Annotated in this window: 19 protein-coding genes; 11 read left to right on the top strand and 8 right to left on the bottom strand. The window is 46.3% G+C overall.

Annotated elements, in window-relative coordinates; all coding sequences use genetic code 11:
* Positions 1-15 precede the first annotated feature (15 nt).
* The 6 genes from XMD579_RS08490 to XMD579_RS08465 all read right to left on the bottom strand — a co-directional run bounded on the left by XMD579_RS08490 (position 16) and on the right by XMD579_RS08465 (position 5941).
* Entirely contained in the window at positions 16-1197 is a 1182-nt protein-coding gene (locus XMD579_RS08490; protein WP_173506221.1) for an acetyl-CoA C-acyltransferase, read from the bottom strand.
* Positions 1198-1274: 77 nt separating this feature from the next.
* On the bottom strand, positions 1275-2204 hold the full coding sequence (locus tag XMD579_RS08485) for a branched-chain amino acid ABC transporter permease (protein WP_173506220.1): 930 nt from the start codon (positions 2202-2204) through the stop codon (positions 1275-1277).
* Between the two features lie 8 nt (positions 2205-2212).
* Positions 2213-3100, bottom strand: a complete 888-nt coding sequence (locus XMD579_RS08480; RefSeq protein WP_173506219.1) for a branched-chain amino acid ABC transporter permease — start codon at positions 3098-3100, stop codon at positions 2213-2215.
* 62 nt (positions 3101-3162) lie between these two features.
* Positions 3163-4374 (bottom strand): ABC transporter substrate-binding protein, encoded by a 1212-nt coding sequence (locus XMD579_RS08475; protein WP_173506218.1) that lies wholly within the window; start codon positions 4372-4374, stop codon positions 3163-3165.
* 92 nt (positions 4375-4466) lie between these two features.
* Complete coding sequence (locus tag XMD579_RS08470; RefSeq protein WP_173506217.1) at positions 4467-5177, bottom strand: ABC transporter ATP-binding protein; 711 nt, start codon at positions 5175-5177, stop codon at positions 4467-4469.
* Positions 5174-5941: an ABC transporter ATP-binding protein gene (locus tag XMD579_RS08465; protein ID WP_173506216.1), complete on the bottom strand. Its 768-nt coding sequence runs from the start codon at positions 5939-5941 to the stop codon at positions 5174-5176. Before XMD579_RS08465 ends, XMD579_RS08470 begins: the two co-directional genes overlap by 4 nt.
* 300 nt (positions 5942-6241) lie before the next feature.
* Here XMD579_RS08465 and XMD579_RS08460 point away from each other — a divergent pair, with 300 nt between their 5' ends.
* The 11 genes from XMD579_RS08460 to XMD579_RS08410 all read left to right on the top strand — a co-directional run bounded on the left by XMD579_RS08460 (position 6242) and on the right by XMD579_RS08410 (position 18559).
* Positions 6242-6658, top strand: a complete 417-nt coding sequence (locus XMD579_RS08460; RefSeq protein WP_173481702.1) for a MerR family DNA-binding transcriptional regulator — start codon at positions 6242-6244, stop codon at positions 6656-6658.
* 21 nt (positions 6659-6679) lie between these two features.
* Entirely contained in the window at positions 6680-7846 is a 1167-nt protein-coding gene (locus XMD579_RS08455; RefSeq protein WP_173481701.1) for an isovaleryl-CoA dehydrogenase, read from the top strand.
* A gap of 71 nt (positions 7847-7917) precedes the next feature.
* Entirely contained in the window at positions 7918-9525 is a 1608-nt protein-coding gene (locus XMD579_RS08450; RefSeq protein WP_173481700.1) for a carboxyl transferase domain-containing protein, read from the top strand.
* Positions 9526-9534: 9 nt separating this feature from the next.
* Complete coding sequence (locus tag XMD579_RS08445; protein WP_173506215.1) at positions 9535-10329, top strand: enoyl-CoA hydratase/isomerase family protein; 795 nt, start codon at positions 9535-9537, stop codon at positions 10327-10329.
* A 6-nt stretch (positions 10330-10335) separates the two neighbouring features.
* Entirely contained in the window at positions 10336-12330 is a 1995-nt protein-coding gene (locus tag XMD579_RS08440; protein ID WP_173506214.1) for an acetyl/propionyl/methylcrotonyl-CoA carboxylase subunit alpha, read from the top strand.
* Complete coding sequence (locus XMD579_RS08435; RefSeq protein ID WP_173506213.1) at positions 12330-13250, top strand: hydroxymethylglutaryl-CoA lyase; 921 nt, start codon at positions 12330-12332, stop codon at positions 13248-13250. The genes XMD579_RS08440 and XMD579_RS08435 overlap by 1 nt, the downstream gene beginning before the upstream one ends.
* 2 nt (positions 13251-13252) lie before the next feature.
* Complete coding sequence (locus tag XMD579_RS08430; protein WP_173506212.1) at positions 13253-13837, top strand: peroxidase-related enzyme; 585 nt, start codon at positions 13253-13255, stop codon at positions 13835-13837.
* A 33-nt stretch (positions 13838-13870) separates the two neighbouring features.
* Entirely contained in the window at positions 13871-15562 is a 1692-nt protein-coding gene (locus tag XMD579_RS08425) for an AMP-binding protein (RefSeq protein ID WP_173481695.1), read from the top strand.
* A 47-nt stretch (positions 15563-15609) separates the two neighbouring features.
* The gene (locus tag XMD579_RS08420) at positions 15610-16434 is read left to right on the top strand and encodes a class I SAM-dependent methyltransferase (RefSeq protein WP_173481694.1); all 825 of its coding nucleotides are present in this window, start codon (positions 15610-15612) and stop codon (positions 16432-16434) included.
* A complete protein-coding gene (locus XMD579_RS08415) occupies positions 16431-17942 on the top strand; it encodes an ATP-binding protein (RefSeq protein WP_173481693.1) in 1512 nt (503 codons plus the stop codon). Before XMD579_RS08420 ends, XMD579_RS08415 begins: the two co-directional genes overlap by 4 nt.
* A gap of 2 nt (positions 17943-17944) precedes the next feature.
* Positions 17945-18559 carry a response regulator transcription factor gene (locus XMD579_RS08410; protein WP_173481692.1) on the top strand — a complete coding sequence of 205 codons (615 nt, stop codon included), beginning with the start codon at positions 17945-17947 and terminating at the stop codon, positions 18557-18559.
* 3 nt (positions 18560-18562) lie between these two features.
* Here XMD579_RS08410 and XMD579_RS08405 read toward each other — a convergent pair whose 3' ends face one another.
* Together XMD579_RS08405 and XMD579_RS08400 are read right to left on the bottom strand one after the other, a co-directional pair.
* Complete coding sequence (locus tag XMD579_RS08405; RefSeq protein WP_173481691.1) at positions 18563-18967, bottom strand: PaaI family thioesterase; 405 nt, start codon at positions 18965-18967, stop codon at positions 18563-18565.
* 72 nt (positions 18968-19039) lie between these two features.
* Positions 19040-20695 (bottom strand): AMP-binding protein, encoded by a 1656-nt coding sequence (locus XMD579_RS08400; protein ID WP_173481690.1) that lies wholly within the window; start codon positions 20693-20695, stop codon positions 19040-19042.
* Between the last annotated feature and the right edge of the window lie 24 nt (positions 20696-20719).

Here is a 20719-nt window from a genome sequence, read left to right as displayed (position 1 = left end):
TGATTTCACCCTGTCTTAAATCATTTCAATCGCGACTGCAGTAGCCTCGCCACCACCAATGCAAAGCGAAGCTAAGCCACGCTTTTTCCCGCTCTGTTTTAGAGCATGCAGAAGAGTCACAAGGATTCTCGAGCCGCTTGAACCTATCGGGTGTCCTAGCGCACAAGCACCACCACGAACATTGACTTTAGAACCATCTAAACCTAGTTCACTAATCGCCAACATGGTCACTACCGCGAAGGCTTCATTAATCTCAAAGAGATCAATGGAATTTAGATCCCAGTTAGCACGTTCAGCTGCTTTCTTAATCGCACCGATTGGCGCAATTGTGAACTCCGCAGGTAGTTGAGCATGGGTACTGTGCGAAGCTATCCGAGCCAACGGTGTGAGCCCCTTAGCCTTAGCCGTGGACTCTCGCATAAGTAATAGCGCAGATGCTCCATCAGAGATCGAGCTAGAATTGGCAGCTGTGACTGTGCCATCTTTTTTGAATGCAGGCTTAAGAGAACGGATCTTATCAATACGAGCGTTACCGGGTTGCTCGTCAAAATCGACGATCACCTCTCTCTTACGAGTTTTAACATTCACAGGAACGATCTCTTCTGAAAATTCCTTACGATCTATGGCACCAAGAGCCTTTTCGAGTGAAGCAATCGCGAAGTCGTCCATTGCCTCTCTAGTAACCTGATAATCATCAGCGCTTTTTTGAGCGTAGAGACCCATCAAGCCACCTTCGTAGGCATCTTCAAGACCATCACAAAACATATGATCAATCACCTGTGAATGCCCCATACGCATACCTGAACGCGCATTAGGAAGTATGTATGGCGCCTGGCTCATATTTTCCATACCTCCAGCCACCATAACATCAACCATGCCTGCCGTAAGCTGATCATGAGCCAACATAACCGCTTTCATACCTGATCCACACATCTTATTGATAGTTGTACAGCCGGCAGCATCAGGTATACCAGCCCCGCGTGATGCCTGACGAGCAGGCGCCTGACCAAGGCCTGCTGGAAGGACACAACCCATGACAACTTCATCAACATCGGCTGGTGCTATACCTGCACGTTCGATGACCGCCCTTATCGCCGTAGCCCCAAGCTCTGGCGCCCTCACGTCTGAAAAGACACCCATCATCCCTCCCATAGGAGTTCGGGCTGCACTTACTATTACAATTGGATCTTGGTTCATGGCTTACCTATCTAAATGAAAGTTTACGTAAACGTAATCCTGAGATTAAAAAGAGAGAGGCAGTGCCTCTCAATTAGTTAACTAAAATTCTTCTTCATGAACTTCTGGAATTCACCCACGATTCCGCTACGGAATGCCAGCACACAGACAACGAAAATTAGCCCCATGATGATATGAATGTAATTACCTAACTCACCACCCGAAAGATAGTTCTGAATAGTAACTACAGAAGCTGCCCCAACAAGCGGCCCCAACAGCGTTCCCATGCCACCCAGAAGGGTCATAAGTACAACTTCTCCTGACATATGCCAGTGAGCATCAGATAACGACGCAAGCTGAAACACCAAGGTTTTTGTCGAACCAGCCAAACCAGCCAGACTCGCCGAGATAATAAATGCGACCCACTTATAGTCATTCACATTGTATCCAAGAGAAACAGCACGAGGCTCATTCTCGCGTATCGCTTTAAGTATCTGGCCAAAGGGTGAATGGATAGTACGGTTTATTAACCAGAAGCCGAACAGGAAAATTACCAGAACGGTGTAGTACATATTTAGACTATCACTTAAGTCGATAAAGCCAAATAATTCACCGCGCGGTATACCCTGCATGCCGTTTTCGCCACCCGTAAATGGGGCTTGTAGATAGAAGAAGAAAGCCAACTGCGCGAGCGCTAAGGTCACCATTGCGAAATAGATGCCCTCTCGCTTAACTGCCAACTTACCATAAAGTGCACCAAGCAAGCCTGCGGCAATGGTGCCACAGAGTATGCCTAGCTCAGGCGACAAGCCGGTCTCCATAACCAAGTAGCCAGTTACATAGCCACCGGTACCCAAGAAGGCTGCATGTCCAAATGAGAGCAAACCTACATAACCTAGTAGCAGGTTAAAAGCCATCGCGAACAGACCGAAACACAGCACTTTCATCACAAAAACAGGGTACAGGAAATAAGGCGCAATCAGACCCAAGGCCACAAGAATAAGTGTCGATTTAGAAATTTTAAACATCTTAACTCCTACGCCTCTTTACCAAAAAGACCCGACGGTTTAAGTAACAGCACGATCACCATTACGACAAAAATAATCGTGGTTGAAGCCTCGGGATAGAAGTACTTTGTTAATCCTTCTAAAATGCCCATTGCCAACCCTGTAAGAATCGCTCCACCAATAGAGCCCATTCCGCCAATAACTACTATCGCAAAAACAACGATTAATAGATCAGCCCCCATGTATGGAGATACCGAATATATAGGGGCAGCCAGTACGCCACCCAAACCTGCAAGGCCAACACCAAATCCAAAGGTCAATGTGACAATCAATGGCACATTGATACCAAATGCCTGCATCAATTTGGGATTTTCAGTGCCTGCGCGTAGATAAGCGCCCAACTTGGTTTTTTCAATCATGTACCAAGTCAAACCACACACAAGTATCGAGACTACGATAATCCACGCACGATAGGTCGGTAGGTACATGAATGGCAGTTTGAAACCGCCTTTTAACTCGGCAGGAATCTTGTACGACAAGCCTGACGAACCAAATATATGAGTAAATACGCCCTGAAGAATCAGCGCTATACCGAAGGTTAGTAGAAGACTGTAAAGATGGTCTTCATTAGAGATGCGGCGCAATAGAAAACGCTCCATTATTACGCCTATTAAACCGACAGCCAAAGGAACAATAAAAAGAGCTGCCCAATAATTGATTCCAAAATACTGAAGCACCATCCATGCCATGAAGGCACCCAGCATATAAAGTGCACCTTGAGCAAAGTTAATAATTTTTAGCAAACCAAAAATTATTGCCAGTCCTAAACTCAGAAGCGCATAAAATGAGCCATTAATAAGGCCGATTAGAAGCTGCCCAAAGAGCCCGAAAACATTAATATCAAAAAGTGACGCCATTACCTTTTCCTTTGAGGGAATGGCTGATGGGTCATAAAACCCATCAGCACACGTTGGTCAGATTACTTCGCTGCGAAGTTACACTGATCCATCATTGGACCAAATGCCTGGTCACCAGGGATGACATTCTGCACTTCGAAGATGTCATCGGCAGAGCTTCGCTCATCACCTTTTTTGATACGCACTTGGTACATATCATGAACCATACGACCATCGGCACGAAGGTATGCATTGCGTGCGAAGAAGTCGTTAGGCTTGTTCTTCTTCATCACAGCCATAACTGCTTCAGCCTCATCAGTACCCGCTTCTTTAACCGCGTTTAGGTAATGCATGACCATAGAGTACTGCCCTGCCTGTCCCATTGCAGGGATAGAACCATGACGCTCTTTAAAACGCTTAGACCATGCACGTGTCTGCTCATCTAGATCCCAATAGAAACCTGTAGTTGTAAGCATTCCTCCAGCAACTTCTGGATCTAGTGCCTGTGCGTTAGGTGTAAATACCAACAGACCAGCTACATCAGCCGATTCAGTCAAACCAAACTCTGCAGCCGCTTGAAGTGAGTTAACGAAATCAGCGCCCGCATTTGCTAGTGCGACAACATCTGCGCCTGACGACTGAGCCTGAAGAATGAATGAAGAGAAGTCCGTTGTACCAAGTGGTGCACGAGCTGCACCTAGCACCTCACCACCATTATCAGTAACAACTTTACTAGCTACACCCTCAAGCGCATGTCCAAATGCGTAGTCAGCAGTAATGAAGAACCATTTCTTCTTACCAGACTGAACCATTGGCTTAACTGTACCGTTTGCTAGTGCAACTACGTTGTAGGTCCAATGAGCGTTGTAAGGTGAACATGCTTTAGTTGTAAAGGCATGCGATGCAGATGTAGAAATAAGAGCAAGCTTACCTTTCTCTTTTGTAACTTCTGTAACAGCACCAGTTACCGAGGATGCCACCAAACCTGAAACAGCATCAACGCCTTCAGTATCAAGCCACTTACGGGTAATTGAAGCACCAACATCGGCTTTGTTTTGGTCATCTGCACTAACTATTTCGATTGGTTTACCTAATACAGTACCCCCAAAATCTTCTACTGCCATCTGAGTAGCAGTAACACAACCAGCGCCACAGATATCAGCGTAAACACCACCCATATCTGCAAGCACACCAATTTTAACAACATCACCACTAATGCCAGCAGCGCTTGCAGCACTGATTGACATAGCCGCACCGATAGCAGTTGCTAATAGCTGAGGTTTAATTGATTTCATCGATATATCCTTCATTTTTATATTTATTAGCCTAAGGGCCGAAGTAACTTCACCGATAGTTCTTGAGGAAATTCAAAAACTGCTCAGTTCGTTTACACACCAAGAAGTGTGTTTAACAGAGGCGTTTTAGCTTCAAGCTCATGCTTAGCGACCTCTTCGACTATATGGCCATGTTCAACCACATAATGCCGATCTGCGATAGGAGCAGCAAAACGGAAGTTTTGCTCTACCAATAGTATTGTTAGTCCGCGACGTTTTAGCTCAACTAGAACCTCACCCAGCTTCTTGACAATTACTGGAGCCAACCCTTCAGTAATCTCATCAAGCAATAGAATATTGGCACCAGAACGCAAAATACGTGCAATCGCCAACATCTGCTGTTCACCACCCGATAAACGAGTGCCCTGACTAAAGCGACGCTCTAAGAGATTAGGAAAGATTTCGTAGATTTCCTCCACACTCATCCCATCACTACGAACTGTCGGTGGAAGCATAAGATTCTCTTCAACATTTAAACTCGCGAAGATGCCACGCTCTTCAGGACAAAACCCAACGCCAAGATGAGCGACACGATGAGCAGGAAGTTCAAGAGTCTCAGTACCATTAATATTGATGCTACCTGTGCGACGCCCGACCATATTCATAATTGAGCGCAACGTCGTTGAACGACCAGAACCGTTACGACCCAGCAGGGTTACAAGCTCACCCTGCATTACATGCAGATCAATACCGTGAAGGATATGAGACTCACCGTAGAAAGCATGCAAATCACGAATCCGGATTTTTTCATTACCAGTCATCATGCTTCAGCCTCCTCTTCGCTAACACCAAGATAAGCTTCTCGTACCCGGCTATCGGCAGAAACAGTTGCATAGTCACCCTCTGTAAGGATAGCGCCTCGCTGTAGCACCGAAATATTATCGGCAAGTTTTGAGACAACATGAAGATTGTGCTCGACCATCAATATCGTTCTATCCTTCGATACCTTTTTAATCAATTCAGCAACCGTCTCAACATCTTCATGACCCATACCCTGAGTTGGCTCATCCAGCAACATCAACTCAGGATCTAGCGCCAACGTAGTTGCAATCTCAAGTGCTCGCTTGCGACCGTATGGCTGATCAACCGTTAAAGAGTTCGCATGGTCCGCCAATCCAACCGAATCTAATAGCTCGATAGCTCGATCATTTAATCGATCTAAAACTTTATCAGACTTCCAAAAATGAAAGCTATTACCCTCTTTGCGCTGCAATGCAATACGAACATTTTCCAGGACTGTCAGGTGAGGGAATACCGCAGAGATCTGAAAAGAACGAATCACGCCACGACGTGCAATTTCAGCGGAACGCATATTCGTAATGTCGTTGCCATTAAAAAGAATCTGCCCCGAGGTCGGGATCAAAAATTTGGTTAACAGATTGAAGACCGTGGTTTTACCAGCCCCGTTAGGACCAATAAGCGCATGAATACTTCCGCGCTCAATGTTCAAGTTCACATTATCTACAGCAGTGAATCCCTTGAACTCTTTAATCAGATTCTTCGTCTGCAATACGTAATCGGCACTCATGAAGCTTAGCTTTTCCCGTCTATTCGATGTTGTTTTTATTGCAGCACAGCATGAGAAAACGACTTTCAAAATGCTTTAGCTTGAGCGTAAACCTAGCAAGTAATAACCCGGAAAGCAAAGTACTACTTTAGTAATACGAGAGGGTATTTTTACTAAAAAAACTCAATATTATTATTATTTTTCAACAACTTAAGAAAAAATCCACATCATTAATAATAAATAAAGGTTTTCACTTATTAATGTTTACGTAAACGTAAAGCTGGGTTATTGTGGCTTTATATATTTTTTATAAGGCAGCCCATGACCGAGCAAACCACCTTCTCAATTAGCGATCTTGCAAAAGAGTTTGACCTAACCACCCGAAGCGTTCGCTTCTACGAAGACCAAAATCTTCTCTTCCCAACAAGAAGAGGACAGACACGAATTTACTCCAAGCAGGACCGCGTGCGTTTGAAGCTTATTCTACGAGGCAAGCGCCTAGGCTTCTCTTTAGCTGAGATAGGCGAGCTATTCTCTCTCTGGGACGAAACTAGTTCGGGCAGTGAAAAGCAACTCAAGCGACTACTAGAGGTAATCAACACCAAGCGAGCAGAACTGGCACAACAGCTTGAAGATATAGCCAACCTCCAAACCGAACTTTCCGCTGCCGAGGTTCGATGCCTCGAGGCACTTAACGAACTTCGTGAGCAATCAACAAACAAACGCAACGCTGTTTAATACAAATAATAGGAATATACGATGATTTCACAATACTCTGGACTCAACTTTGGCCTTGGCGAAACCATTGAAATGATGCGTGACCAAGTCAATGCTTTTGCTGCAAAAGAGATCGCACCTCGCGCAGCCGAAATTGATCTTAATAACGAATTCCCCAAAGACCTGTGGCGCAAGTTTGGAGACATGGGTCTGTTAGGCATTACTGTTAAGGAAGAGTATGGCGGCGTTGACATGGGCTACCTTGCACACGTAATAGCAATGGAAGAACTTAGCCGAGCTTCTGCATCTGTTGCCCTATCATACGGCGCTCACTCCAATCTTTGCGTAAATCAGATTCACCGAAACGGCACTGAAGAACAGAAACAGAAATACTTACCAAAGTTAATTAGTGGGGAACACGTAGGGGCTCTCGCAATGTCTGAGCCTAATGCTGGTTCCGATGTTGTATCAATGAAACTAACTGCGCGTGATAACGGCGATCATTACCTACTTAACGGTAATAAAATGTGGATCACAAACGGACCAGACGCTGATACATATGTTATCTACGCAAAAACAGATACATCTGCTGGAGCAAAAGGCATTACAGCATTTATCGTAGAGCGTGATTACCCTGGTTTTTCGCGTCACCAGAAGCTTGATAAATTAGGTATGCGAGGATCCAACACTTGTGAACTAGTTTTCATCGACTGCCCTGTTCCTAAAGAGAACATTTTAGGCGAGCTAAATGGTGGTGTTCGTGTACTTATGTCTGGATTAGATTATGAGCGTCTAGTTCTAGCTGGTGGGCCTCTGGGAATTATGGAAGCGGCGATGGATATCTCCATCCCATACATCCGTGACAGACAGCAGTTTGGCCAAGCCATTGGTGAATTTGAACTAGTGCAAGGAAAGGTGGCTGATATGTACACGTTGATGAACGCATGTAAGTCATACACATACACGGTAGCTCAAGCTGCGATGCGTGGTGAAACAAGCCGTAAAGACTGTGCTGGTGTTATCTTATACACAGCAGAGACGGCGACAAAGCTAGCACTCGATGCTATTCAACTCCTCGGCGGCAACGGTTACATCAATGAATTCCCTACTGGCAGACTTCTTCGCGACGCTAAGCTTTATGAGATTGGCGCCGGCACATCAGAAATCCGTCGAATGCTTATTGGCCGAGAGCTGTTCCTAAACAAGTAACAGAACCAATCAGAGGTGGAGAGTCATTCATCACCTCATCATCATTTGATACAAGTTGTGAGGAACAGTGTATGCCTATCCTGCAAAGCAAGGTTAATAAACGTGCAATTGAATTTATTAACAACAACACAAGCATGACCAATGCAGTCAACGATCTTAGAGAAAAAGTAAAGCTAGTCGAACAAGGGGGTGGCGCTAAGTATCAAGAGCGCCATCTTTCACGCGGCAAGCTGCTTCCTCGAGATCGAGTAAACGTCCTTCTGGATGAAGGTTCACCTTTTCTAGAGCTATCACAACTAGCAGCCTATGAAGTTTACGACGATAACGTACCTGCTGCAGGCGTTATTACTGGCATTGGCAGGGTTAGCGGCCAGGAATGCATGATTATCGCAAATGATGCGACGGTTAAGGGCGGCACCTACTTCCCTCTTACGGTTAAAAAGCATTTGCGTGCGCAAGAGATTGCCGAGCAAAACAATCTACCTTGCATCTACCTTGTAGACTCAGGGGGTGCGAACCTACCCCAACAAGATCAAGTATTTCCGGATCGTGACCATTTCGGTCGCATCTTCTTCAATCAGGCCAGAATGTCAGCAAAAGGGATACCGCAGATTGCGGTAGTAATGGGGCTTTGTACGGCAGGTGGAGCTTATGTTCCTGCAATGGCGGACGAATCAATCATTGTACGCAATCAAGGCACTATCTTCCTAGCAGGCCCTCCCCTCGTAAAAGCCGCTACAGGTGAAGTGGTGAGCGCTGAAGATCTTGGCGGTGCCGATGTTCACTGTAAAATTTCAGGCGTAGCAGACCACTATGCAGAAAATGACGCACACGCTTTACAGATCGCACGAACCTGTGTGGCTAACCTAAACCGCCGCAAGCAGGTTGAAGGAGATATCCGAGCACCAAAAGCACCACTTTTCGATGCGAATGAAATCTACGGAATTGTAGGAACAGATCTTAAAAAACCATTCGATGTTAGAGAAATTATCGCTCGTATCGTCGATGGTTCTGAATTCGATGAATTCAAAAAGCTATACGGCACAACACTTATTACGGGATTTGCCCACATCCACGGATATCCAGTAGGCATCTTGGCCAATAACGGCATCCTGTTTAGCGATTCAGCCCAGAAAGGGGCACATTTTATTGAGCTATGTTGCCAAAGAAAGATTCCTCTTATCTTCTTGCAAAATATAACTGGATTCATGGTTGGACAAAAAAGTGAATCGGAAGGTATTGCCAAGCATGGTGCGAAACTAGTCACAGCAGTTGCTTGTGCTGATGTTCCTAAGCTTACAGTTTTGATTGGCGGCTCATTTGGTGCTGGTAACTATGGAATGTGTGGCAGAGCCTATAGCCCTAACTTCTTGTGGATGTGGCCGAACGCTCGCATATCTGTGATGGGCGGTGAACAAGCAGCAGGCGTTCTAGCCACAGTAAAAAGAGACGGTTTAGAGCGCCAAGGACAAACCTGGTCTGCTGAGGAAGAGGCTGAGTTCAAAAAGCCTGTGTTAGACACATATGAGCGTCAGGGGCATCCATACTATGCTAGCGCTCGACTGTGGGATGATGGCGTCATAGATCCAGCACAAACTCGTGAAGTTCTAGCTATGGGGCTCTCTGCAGCGCTAAACAAACCGGTCCCGGACACTAAGTTCGGCGTATTCCGTATGTAAGAGGTGAATATGTCTGAATCTTTAGTTCTTCTCGAAAAAACCAAATCAGGCTGTGCGAATCTTGTAATCAATCGTCCTGAAGTCCACAACGCTTTTGATGACACTATCATCGAGCAGCTCATTACTGGACTTAAAGAAGCCGAAAACGATCCCGATGTTCGCGTCTTAGCACTACGATCTAATGGTAAGAACTTTTCTGCCGGGGCTGATCTTGGCTGGATGAAACGGATAGCAAATAACAGTTATGCAGAAAACCTCGTTGATGCAGGCCGACTTGCCGAGCTGATGCGTTGTCTTTACCAATTTTCTAAACCAACTATCTGCCTCGTTCAAGGTGCTGCTTATGGCGGTGCGGTTGGACTAGCCGCATGCTGCGATATCGTGATTGCTGAAGAAGGAAGTCGATTCTGCTTGAGTGAAGTGAAAATCGGACTAATTCCAGCAGTTATATCGCCATATGTCGTTCGTGCAATTGGCGAAAGACAATCACGAAGATTTTTCCTAAGTGCTGAGCCATTTAATGCACTTGAAGCATATAGATTTGGATTAGTTCATGAGGTAGTGAGTGACTCAACTCAATTTGATGAGGCCCTAGAAAAGTTCACAAGCATTTTGATCGGGAACAGCCCTCAGGGAATGCATGCAGCTAAAGATCTCATCTTTGCCGTTAGCAATAAAGAAATTGATGAACCTCTAATAAATGATACAGCTCGCCGCATAGCAGAAATTCGTGTAAGCCCAGAAGGTCAGGAAGGACTAGGTGCCTTCCTTGAAAAGCGCAAGCCGAACTGGATTCAGGAGTAACCCAAGATGTTTAGTAAAATATTAATTGCAAACCGTGGCGAGATCGCATGCCGCGTTATTCAGACAGCACATCGTTTAGGCATAAAATGTGTTGCGGTTTACTCAGAAGCAGATGCGAATGCGCGACATGTAACCATGGCCGATGAAGCATTCCTATTAGGCCCTGCACCTAGTTCAGAAAGTTATTTACGCACAGATGCGATTATAGATATCTGCAAGCGCTCAGGTGCACAAGCAGTCCACCCAGGCTATGGTTTCTTATCTGAAAACACCTCTTTTGCAGAAGCTCTTGAAGCACAGGGAATAACATTCATTGGCCCTCCTTCGTCCGCTATTGCTGCGATGGGCTCCAAATCTGCCGCGAAAGCAATTATGGAAGATGCAGGTGTTCCATTAGTTCCTGGCTACCATGGTGAAGATCAATCACCTGAGTTGCTGCGCAAAGAGTCAGAGCGTTGTGGTTACCCACAGCTTCTCAAAGCCATTGCGGGTGGCGGTGGTAAAGGGATGCGCGTTGTAAATTCATTAGAAGAGTTTGATAGTGCATTGCAGTCTGCTCGCCGAGAAGCGCAAAACGCTTTTGGCAATCCCGACATGCTTATTGAACGCTATCTTACTCAACCTCGCCACGTAGAAATTCAAGTTTTCTGTGATCAATTAGGTCATTCAATTTACCTTGCTGAACGCGATTGTTCTGTGCAGCGCCGCCATCAAAAAGTAATCGAGGAAGCTCCTGCTCCAGGACTTTCAGATGAAACCAGGCGTGCGATGGGAGAGGCCGCTGTTCGAGCAGCAGAGGCTATTAATTACGTTGGCGCCGGCACAGTTGAATTTCTGTATGACGTAGATGGCTCCTTCTACTTCATGGAGATGAATACACGTCTACAAGTAGAACACCCTGTAACAGAAATGATTACAGGCCTAGACCTAGTCGAATGGCAACTTCGTATAGCTAGTGGCGAAGCACTTCCTCTTGCTCAGAACGAACTAACAATTAAAGGGCATGCACTTGAAGCGCGCATATATGCTGAAGACCCAGAGAATGACTTCCTTCCAGCTACAGGCAAACTGAACTACCTGAGAACGCCTGTAGAAAGCAATCATGTCCGAGTTGACACTGGTGTTGTTGAGGGTGACGAAGTCAGCATCTATTACGACCCTATGATTGCTAAATTGATTGTATGGGATGAGTGCAGAGAAAAAGCCGTTGATCGCATGGTACAAGCACTTGAGGATTATCGTATTTCAGGTGTTAAAACTAACACCCAATTCCTTCATGCACTTGCTGATTCAACTCCATTTAGAGAATGCGAATTAGACACAGGATTCATTGAAAAACACGAAAAACTAATTTTCAAATCACAGTCTGCAGATAAAAATCGCTTACTTGCTATTGCTACGGCTTTCTTTTGCGAATCTGAACGAAGCAACTCAATCATTCCAGGCGACCAGTTCTCCCCTTTCAGTTCAACTAGTAGCTGGCGTTTGAACGCTTCATATTCTCGGCCAGTTACGTTAGTAATTGATGATGAGCACTATGATCTTAATGTATTAGAGGTAGGAAATTGCTATCACCTCAGTCTCGGTGATATCCACTATGAAGTGAAAGCTTGCCTATCAGGGGATCTCCTTTCTCTGGTGATTGATGGCCATAAACTCTCTGTTCATGGGAATTTAGATGGCGACAAGCTGGCTCTATTTTACCAAGGCGAACAATTTGAATGTATTCGCCATCGTCAGACCTTTACTGATACAAATGAGAACAACGAAGGTTCACTCTCAGCACCAATGAACGGAGCGGTGGTCGCCGTTCTAGTTGAAGAAGGACAAGAGGTGACTGCGGGACAAGCGCTTGTGATTATGGAAGCTATGAAAATGGAGCACACAATTTCCGCACCGTGTGACGGGAAGGTAAGCTCAATTTTTTATGCTGATGGTGACATGGTTAGCGAAGGCGCAGACCTTATTGCGATAGAGCCACTTGTAGAGGCTGAAGCATAATGAACTTACCAAATTCTGTAAGAATCGTTGAAGTGGGCCCACGAGATGGGCTTCAAAACGAAAAAGGTGAATTCATTAGCACCGAGGTTAAGGTTGAACTGATCAATTCCCTGGCGGATGCTGGGCTCACCCATATAGAAGCTGCAAGCTTCGTTTCACCGAAGTGGGTGCCTCAGATGGCAGATGCTACTGAAGTCATGAGTGGTATTGAACGCAAGAAGGGTGTGACCTATTCAGCATTAACTCCTAACTTGATTGGCCTTGAAGGCGCAATTAGCGCTCGCGCTAATGAAATTGCCGTATTCAGTGCAGCTTCTGAGGCGTTTACTGAAAAAAACATCAACTGTTCAATAAGTGAAAGTTTAGAGCGTTTTAAGCCAGTCATGTCCGCCGCCGAAAAGGCTGGTATTCCTGTTCGCGGATATGTCTCGACAGTAATTGGCTGCCCCTACGCTGGAGATATCGATCCAGAGGCTGTGGCGAAAGTTGCGGAAGCTATGTACAAAATGGGCTGCTATGAGATATCGCTAGGTGATACGGTAGGGGTCGGAACTCCATTAAAAGTGAAGCGCATGCTGGCCGCAGTGAGTGCTCTCGTCCCTAAAGAGCGTTTGGCTGTTCATTTTCACGATACCTACGGGCAAGCGTTGGCGAATATTTACGCAGCTCTTGAAGAGGGAATTGCAGTCATCGATAGTTCTGTTGCAGGCCTTGGAGGATGCCCATACGCTAAGGGTGCCTCTGGGAATGTGGCAACTGAAGATGTGGTCTACTTGCTGGAAGGTTTAGGCATTTCATCAGGTATTAATCTGGACGCTTTAGTGAGAACTAGCCACTGGATTACCGAAAAACTGGATAAGAAAAATAACTCAAAGGTCGCATTGGCAATGGGAGCTAATCGATCACAGTTGGAGAAATAATAATGAGTGCACAACCAAAACATATAACCGCTCTCGAACTTGGCATACCAGCACGAGAAGAGCTGCCAGATAATTTTCAAAAATACTTTAATGTTTGTGATGAAAAGCTTGGAATGGTTCCAAATGTTCTAGCAGCCTACAGCCATAGAACCGATCAACTGGACGTCTTTTCTCGCATTTACAACGAGCTAATGTTCGGTGAAAGCGGCGTAACCAAATTAGAGAAAGAGATGATTGCTGTTGCTGTTTCAGCATCGAATAGCTGCTACTACTGTCAAGTAGCTCACGGAGCCGCCGTGCGGGGATACTCTGGTGATCCAACCTTAGGTGAATTAATGGTGATGAACTATCGTGCAGCTGAGCTTTCCGAGCGTCAGCGCGCAATGCTCGACTTCGCAGTAAAGTTAACAGAGTCTCCACAGGCTATGATCGAAGCTGATCGCCAAGCGCTCCGAGATGTTGGCTTCAGCGATCGCGACATTTGGGATATAGCCAATGTCGCTGGTTTCTACAATATGACCAACCGCGTAGCAAGTGCTGTCGATATGCAACCAAACCTTGAATACCACACACAGAATCGGTCTTAACCTTAAATCACTACAACTCTAAGGAGCTAAGGAATGAAAACAATAAACCTAAGCTACACGAATGGCGTTTCAACTACACCTTTACTCGGCACTACAATCGGTGACAAGTTTGATGAAATTGCTCATCGCTTTGCTGATAATGACGCATTAATTGTGCGTCATCAAAACATCCGCTGGACCTATGCTGAGCTGGCTGAAAGAGTGGAACAGGCGGCTAAAGCCTTCATCGCGATCGGTGTCGAACCTGGTGATCGTGTTGGCATGTGGTCACCGAACTGCGCTGAATGGACTATTACCCAATTCGCTACTGCAAAAGTCGGTGCGATTCTAGTAAATATCAACCCTGCTTACCGCTTACATGAACTTGAGTATGCACTCAACCAATCAGAGGCCAAGTATTTAGTAACCGCAGATTCTTTTAAGAGCTCCGACTACCGCGGCATGCTCTATGAATTAGCACCTGAATTACAACACGCTGCTGTTGGAGCACTCGAATCGACCAAGTTGAACCACCTAAAAGGAGTGATCAATCTCGATTCAGACAAACATTCCGGCATGTGGCGCTGGAACGACTTTGTAGAGCTAGGACAGGGTGTCTCAAGTGAGCACCTTGAATCTGTTCAGTCGGCACTACAGGCTGATGATGCAATTAATATTCAATATACATCTGGTACCACCGGCTTCCCGAAAGGTGCCACCCTGTCGCATCATAATATTCTTAACAACGGTTTCTTCGTGGCAGAGTCGATGAACCTGACCGATCAAGATCGCATGGTTATTCCAGTCCCTCTATACCACTGCTTCGGTATGGTGATGGGTAACCTCGGATGTGTGACTCATGGCGCGACAATGATTTACCCATCCGATGCGTTCGAGCCCCAGTCAGTGCTCGAAACCGTTGAGGCTGAACGAGCTACCGCACTTTACGGTGTTCCTACAATGTTCATTGCTGAACTTGAGCACCCGGAATTTGATAAGTACGACGTATCAACTCTTCGTACTGGCATCATGGCCGGCTCTATCTGCCCCGCCGAAGTGATGAAAGCTGTCAACTCAAAACTACACATGAAAGAGGTACAGATCGCCTACGGTATGACTGAGACTAGCCCAGTATCTACCCAGACTGCTGCCAGTGATCCATTCGAAAAACAGGTCACCACTGTTGGTCGCACTCAACCGCACCTGGAGACGAAACTGGTGGACCCAGCCACGGGCCATACGGTCCCACGAGGCGAGATTGGTGAGCTTTGTACTCGCGGATACAGCGTAATGCTTGGGTACTGGAACAACTTAGAAGCGACTAGCAATGCGATTGATGAGGCACGCTGGATGCATACAGGTGACCTCGCCATTATGGACGATGAAGGCTATATCCAAATCGTGGGCCGCATCAAAGATATGGTGATTCGTGGAGGTGAAAATATCTACCCGAAAGAGATTGAGGAGTTCCTATACACCCATCCACACATCTCTGACGTACAGGTGATCGGGGTTCCTGACAAACGCTTCGGTGAAGAGTTAGTCGCATGGATTAAGCTGGTTGCAAATGCACCTGAGGTAAGCGCAGATGATTTGAAGGAGTTCTGTAAAGGACAGATCACACACTTCAAGATTCCTAAGCACTTCAAATTTACTGATAGCTTCCCAATGACCGTGACCGGCAAGATCCAGAAATTCAAGATGCGTGAAATATCTATTAGTGAGTTAGAGATCGAGAGCGAGTAATAGTCAACAAGGGGAGCTAAATACTCCCCTTATCTTCTCAGGTAAATATGTCTGTAACAATTCAAAATCACTACCAAAATGAACTCGATGTAGAACTGATCGTCGGGCAAATTCGCAAACATTTCTCTGAAGGCGCAGAAGACTTTCAACTAGCGCCAGTTGACCAACTACATGTCGGTGGTTTGGGCGCATCAAAAAGGCTACTTGAGCGACTAACACCTCTGAAACCGCTACATGTTTTGGAGGTCGGGTCAGGTTTAGGTGGATTAATGCGTCAAGTGGAGTCACACGGGACGATGCAAGTCACCGGAATCGACATCTGTCACGAATTCAATCGCCTTAACCGCGAGCTTAGCCGTGTTGCAGTGGGCGATTTCAGAGGTCGAGTAGTAACAGCTGATGCACTTGCTTTACCTTTCAAAGACTCCAGTTTTGATCTAATTATATTTCAACATTCTTTACTCAACATACCCGATACTCAAGCGCTGTTAAACGAGTGCCATAGGCTTTTGCGTGAGAAAGGTTCACTATTGCTGCACGAAATTTTTACAGGAACCACACCCGAAATGATGGTCTATCCTGTTCCTTGGGCACGCTCTAGCGCGACATCGCATATAATCAGCATAGAAAAAATGACTGAGCTACTGAAGTCTGCAGATTTCGACATCCAGTCAATAGAAGATTGGACAGAGGAGGCGCTTAACTGGCGCCAAAAGCAAGTAGCCAAAGAAACAACTTCTCAACAGTCGCGTGCAAAACTAGCGCCTACTATGATCTTTGGACAAGAATTTTTAGCCATGGGAAAGAATATTGTGTTTAATATTTCTAATAACGCGGTACGCGTCGTAGAAATATTAGCAAGGGCGAGATGATAAAACCGATCGACGAACTTCAAAACTGCCGCGAAGATGCCGACAGATATCGTCTGCTTGCAGAGCAGTCGACTGATATGATCTCTCGCCATACCACTTCGCCTGATTGGACCTATATAGATGTCAGTCCTGCGGTAGAGAAGATTCTAGGGTACACCGCTGAAGAGATCATTGGCACTTCTGGTTATGCAGCATTCCATCCCAATGATGCAGACAACCTCACCAAGCGTGACGCCAGCGTGCGATACCGTGAAGGGTTGTATAGCAACATATATCGCTATCGTCATAAAGCGGGACACTACATCTGGTTAGAAACCACTAGTCGCGTCATCCGTGATTCAGCCGGGAAACCGCTGGAAATCATCTGTGTCTCACGCGACGTAACCGAACGCGAAGAGATTCAGCAGACTATGGCACGTCTTGCAAGAGTAGTCGAAGCATCTTCAGATATGATCATGTTTTGTAACCATGAGACGCACAGGCTTACATACCTAAATGAATCCGCCTACCACACACTAGGAACGGAACAAGAGACTCCAGTAAGCTATTACCTACCAGAGCTATTCACTCAAGAAATATATCACTCACTGGTATGCGATGCTTTGAAGCACGCTTTTGATCACGGAGTCTGGTACGGCAGCATCCCGATGGAGTTGCCTGATAGTCTAGAGCGGGTCGCTGAAATTCGTGAGATCATCGCGCACCGCAATCGCCGCGAAGACGATAAAGTCGACTACTATTCTATTATTGGTCGCGATATAACCCTCAAATTAAGAGCAGAGGAAGCTGCAAAACGACACCAGCTTGAAATTGCACATATGTCACGTCTGATGTCTGTAAGTGAGATGGCTGCCGGATTGGCACATGAGATCAATCAACCTCTCGCAACCATTCTCAATTACTGTCACGGAACGGCCTTACGTTTAAGTGAGGGAGTTACAAATCCGGTTGAAACTGTAACCCAGTCAATGAAACTGATCACTCAACAGGCGAAACGTGCATCGGATATCATCAAACGTATGCGTGCATTTGTGGCAAAGACCGAGCACCATCAGGTGGAGTTCTCAATTAACGAGTGCTGCCGCGAGGTTTCTACCTTCCTCTATCAGGAAGCACTGGATCACAATATCCGCTTCATTTTCGAGTTAGCTAAGCAGGACCCTCTTCTGGTGGCCGATAAAATACAGATTGAGCAGGTACTTCTTAATCTGATCCGTAACGCGATTGAGGCATACAGTGATTGCGAGCGATCGCAGAGGTCCGTTACCATAAAGACAGAATTGAATGAAAAGCAACTGGTTATTCATGTAGAAGATAAGGGCAGCGGTATATCTCAAGAGGGGCTAGAGAGACTATTTGAACCTTTCTATACTTCCAAATCGACCGGCTTAGGGATGGGCTTATCCATATCACGAACCATTATAGAGACACACGGTGGGCAGCTGTATGCGACCAGTGATGCAGAAGATGGAACTCGATTTACACTCAAGCTTCCGATAAGAGACTAGCCATGGATCAGCTAACCAATAGCACAATATACATCGTTGACGATGACGAAGACTTCCGCAACTCGATGAGTTGGTTATTGGAGTCGGTTAACTGCAGGGTTGAGTGTTTTTCAAGTGCTCGGAGTTTTCTAGAACGCTACGACGGCGGCCTTGGATGCATGTTGTTGGATGTACGTATGCCTGAGATCAACGGACTGGCGCTGCAACAGATTATGATCGAACGGAATATTAAGATGCCTATCATCGTGATCTCTGGTCATGGAGATATTCAGATGGCAGTTAGTGCAATGAAACAGGGCGCAATAGATTTTATAGAGAAGCCGTTCGATGGTGATGTACTTATACGTTTGGTAAAAAAGGCACTTTCGCTCGCCGAGGACAATTACGAGCTGCGTACCGAAGAGACACGCATTCGTGAGCTATACGCCAACCTCAGTCAGCGCGAAGTGGAGGTTATGGATTTAGTTGTGCAGGGTAATGCCAATCGCGAAATTGCAGATCAGCTTAATATCAGTCCAAAGACGGTAGAGGTACACCGTTCCCGTGTAATGGCAAAAATGCAAGCAAGCAACATTGCCGATCTGATTCGCCTTCACAACAATCTAGCCCCTAAGTAATACTTAGACCGGTATTGCGTAGGTCATGGTGGCATGTGCAACCGGATCAGTATCCCCTTCCGAAACTATAGTCACCTCTCCTACTGCCAGCCTTTTTCCTACCTTGAGCATCTCAGCGATCGCTACAATGTTAGCATCAGCTTTGGGTTTTCGAAGAAAGTTGATATTCAAATTGGTGGTTACGGCCAAGCTGACCGGGCCAATAACACTCAGTAAAGCTGCATAGACTGCAACATCAGCCAAAGCCATCATGGTAGGACCTGATACAGTACCACCAGGGCGAAGATGATCATCACCCACGGCTAGTACCATTGTTGCTTTTCCAGGCTCCAACTCAACTAACTCGCCAAACCGATCCCCTTGAGGAAACTGTTCGGCAAGAAATGCCCGCATCTCATCTAACTGCATTTTTACCTCGTATGAACTTGCTTAAAGGAAGAACCCCTAAGAGATAAGTCCCAAAAATCTGATGACTCACCCTTAGTAGGCGTCGACTTCGTCGCGAGCACGATTGCGGAGCACAAAACGCTGTATTTTACCGCTTGGTGTCTTAGGCAGCTCGTCAACAAACTCGATTTCTCTTGGGAAAGCATGAGTCGAAAGACGACTACGGACATGAGTCTGCAGCGTCTCCGCCAGCTCTTCTGTCGGCGCAAAACCAGATTTAATCACAACATACGCCTTAATAATTGCACCACGCTTCTGGTCGGGTTTACCCACCACACCGGATTCCGCGACCGAATCATGCTCTAGTAACGTACTCTCCACATCAGCCGGTCCGACGCGATACCCTGCGGTAGTAATAATGTCATCATCTCGACCAGTAAACGAGAAACTTCCATCGCCATGACTGAGTACCACATCACCCGTGAGATAGTAGTTACCATGATAGGGCTCTTTCTCCTGCCAGGTGTATCCTGGAAAGAAGAAGAGGGGGGAGTTAGATATATCAACCGCCAACTGCCCCTGTTCGCCCTCATTCACTTCATTGAAATCAGCATCTAGAGCTACGACTCTATGCCCTGGCATTGAAAAGCCCATCGAACCCACGCGAACAACCGACTGGTCCAACGCATGGTGGTTACAAGCGGTCATCCCTGTCTCTGTCTGCCCATAGTGATCCATCACAGGGCACCCCAAGCGACGTTTAACCCAGGAAATAACTTCTGGGTTAAGCGGTTCACCCGCGCTGCTCGCAAGTCGAAGGTTGAAGCGTTCATCCGCCCCTAATTGATCATCATTTGCCATCAACATGCGATAAGCCGTAGGAGCCGCAGCTAAGTTGGTGATCCCATATTTACGAAGCATCTGATAGGTGGTTTCAGGTGTAAAGCCAGCCTCGCAGAAATGAGTAGTGTTTCCTAAGAGTAAGGGGCCTACAACAGCGTAATAGAGACCGTAGGCCCAGCCCGGATCGGCTACGTTCCAAAACTTATCTTCGGGCACCAAGCCAATGGCATAGCGCATATAGACGTAGAAAGAGAGTATCGCTCTCGTAGGTACTGCAACCCCCTTAGATTTGCCTACAGTACCCGAGGTAAACATCTGCAGAAAAGGCTCATCTTTACCCACACGCACGGGGACAAACTCAGTGGACTGATTATATACAGACGTAACGAAATCAGGCTCTTGAGCATATTGCTCCGGAGCTTGAGCCGCGTTAACTAACAGCACCGCTGGGCAACCTTCGACATCATCCAGTTTTGAGCGATTTGCAGGATCTGTCACGATCAACCGCGTATCCGCTTGCTGCACTCGATATTCGATGGCTCCTGAACCAAAAGCAGTGAAGAGCGGCTGATAGACACCTCCAACTCGAAGAGTACCGAGAATCACTACCATCAATTCCGCTGAACGAGGCAGGAGTGCAGAAACTCGATCACCCTGACCAATACCCTGCGAGGTCAAATAGTTGGCGAACTGCGCAGCTCTGTCACGCAGCTCCACAAAGGTATAAGCGGATGAAGTTCCATTCACCGACTCATGCCTAAGGGCAACGGCGGTAGGATCAGAGCACCACTTATCGATCATCTCTTCACAGACGTTAAAGCCTTTCTCTAGCGTACCTAACATCTCCTGTTCAACTGATTCAACGCTAAACTGGTCGTAGAATTTCTGGTAGTTTTGTGCGCTCATTTTCGCTCCTTAAACTATTTTTAT

The sequence above is a fragment of the Marinobacterium sp. xm-d-579 genome (assembly GCF_013282935.1).
In the GTDB taxonomy this organism is placed as follows: domain Bacteria; phylum Pseudomonadota; class Gammaproteobacteria; order Pseudomonadales; family Balneatricaceae; genus Marinobacterium_E.
This window is presented reverse-complemented; position numbering and strand designations above follow the sequence as displayed.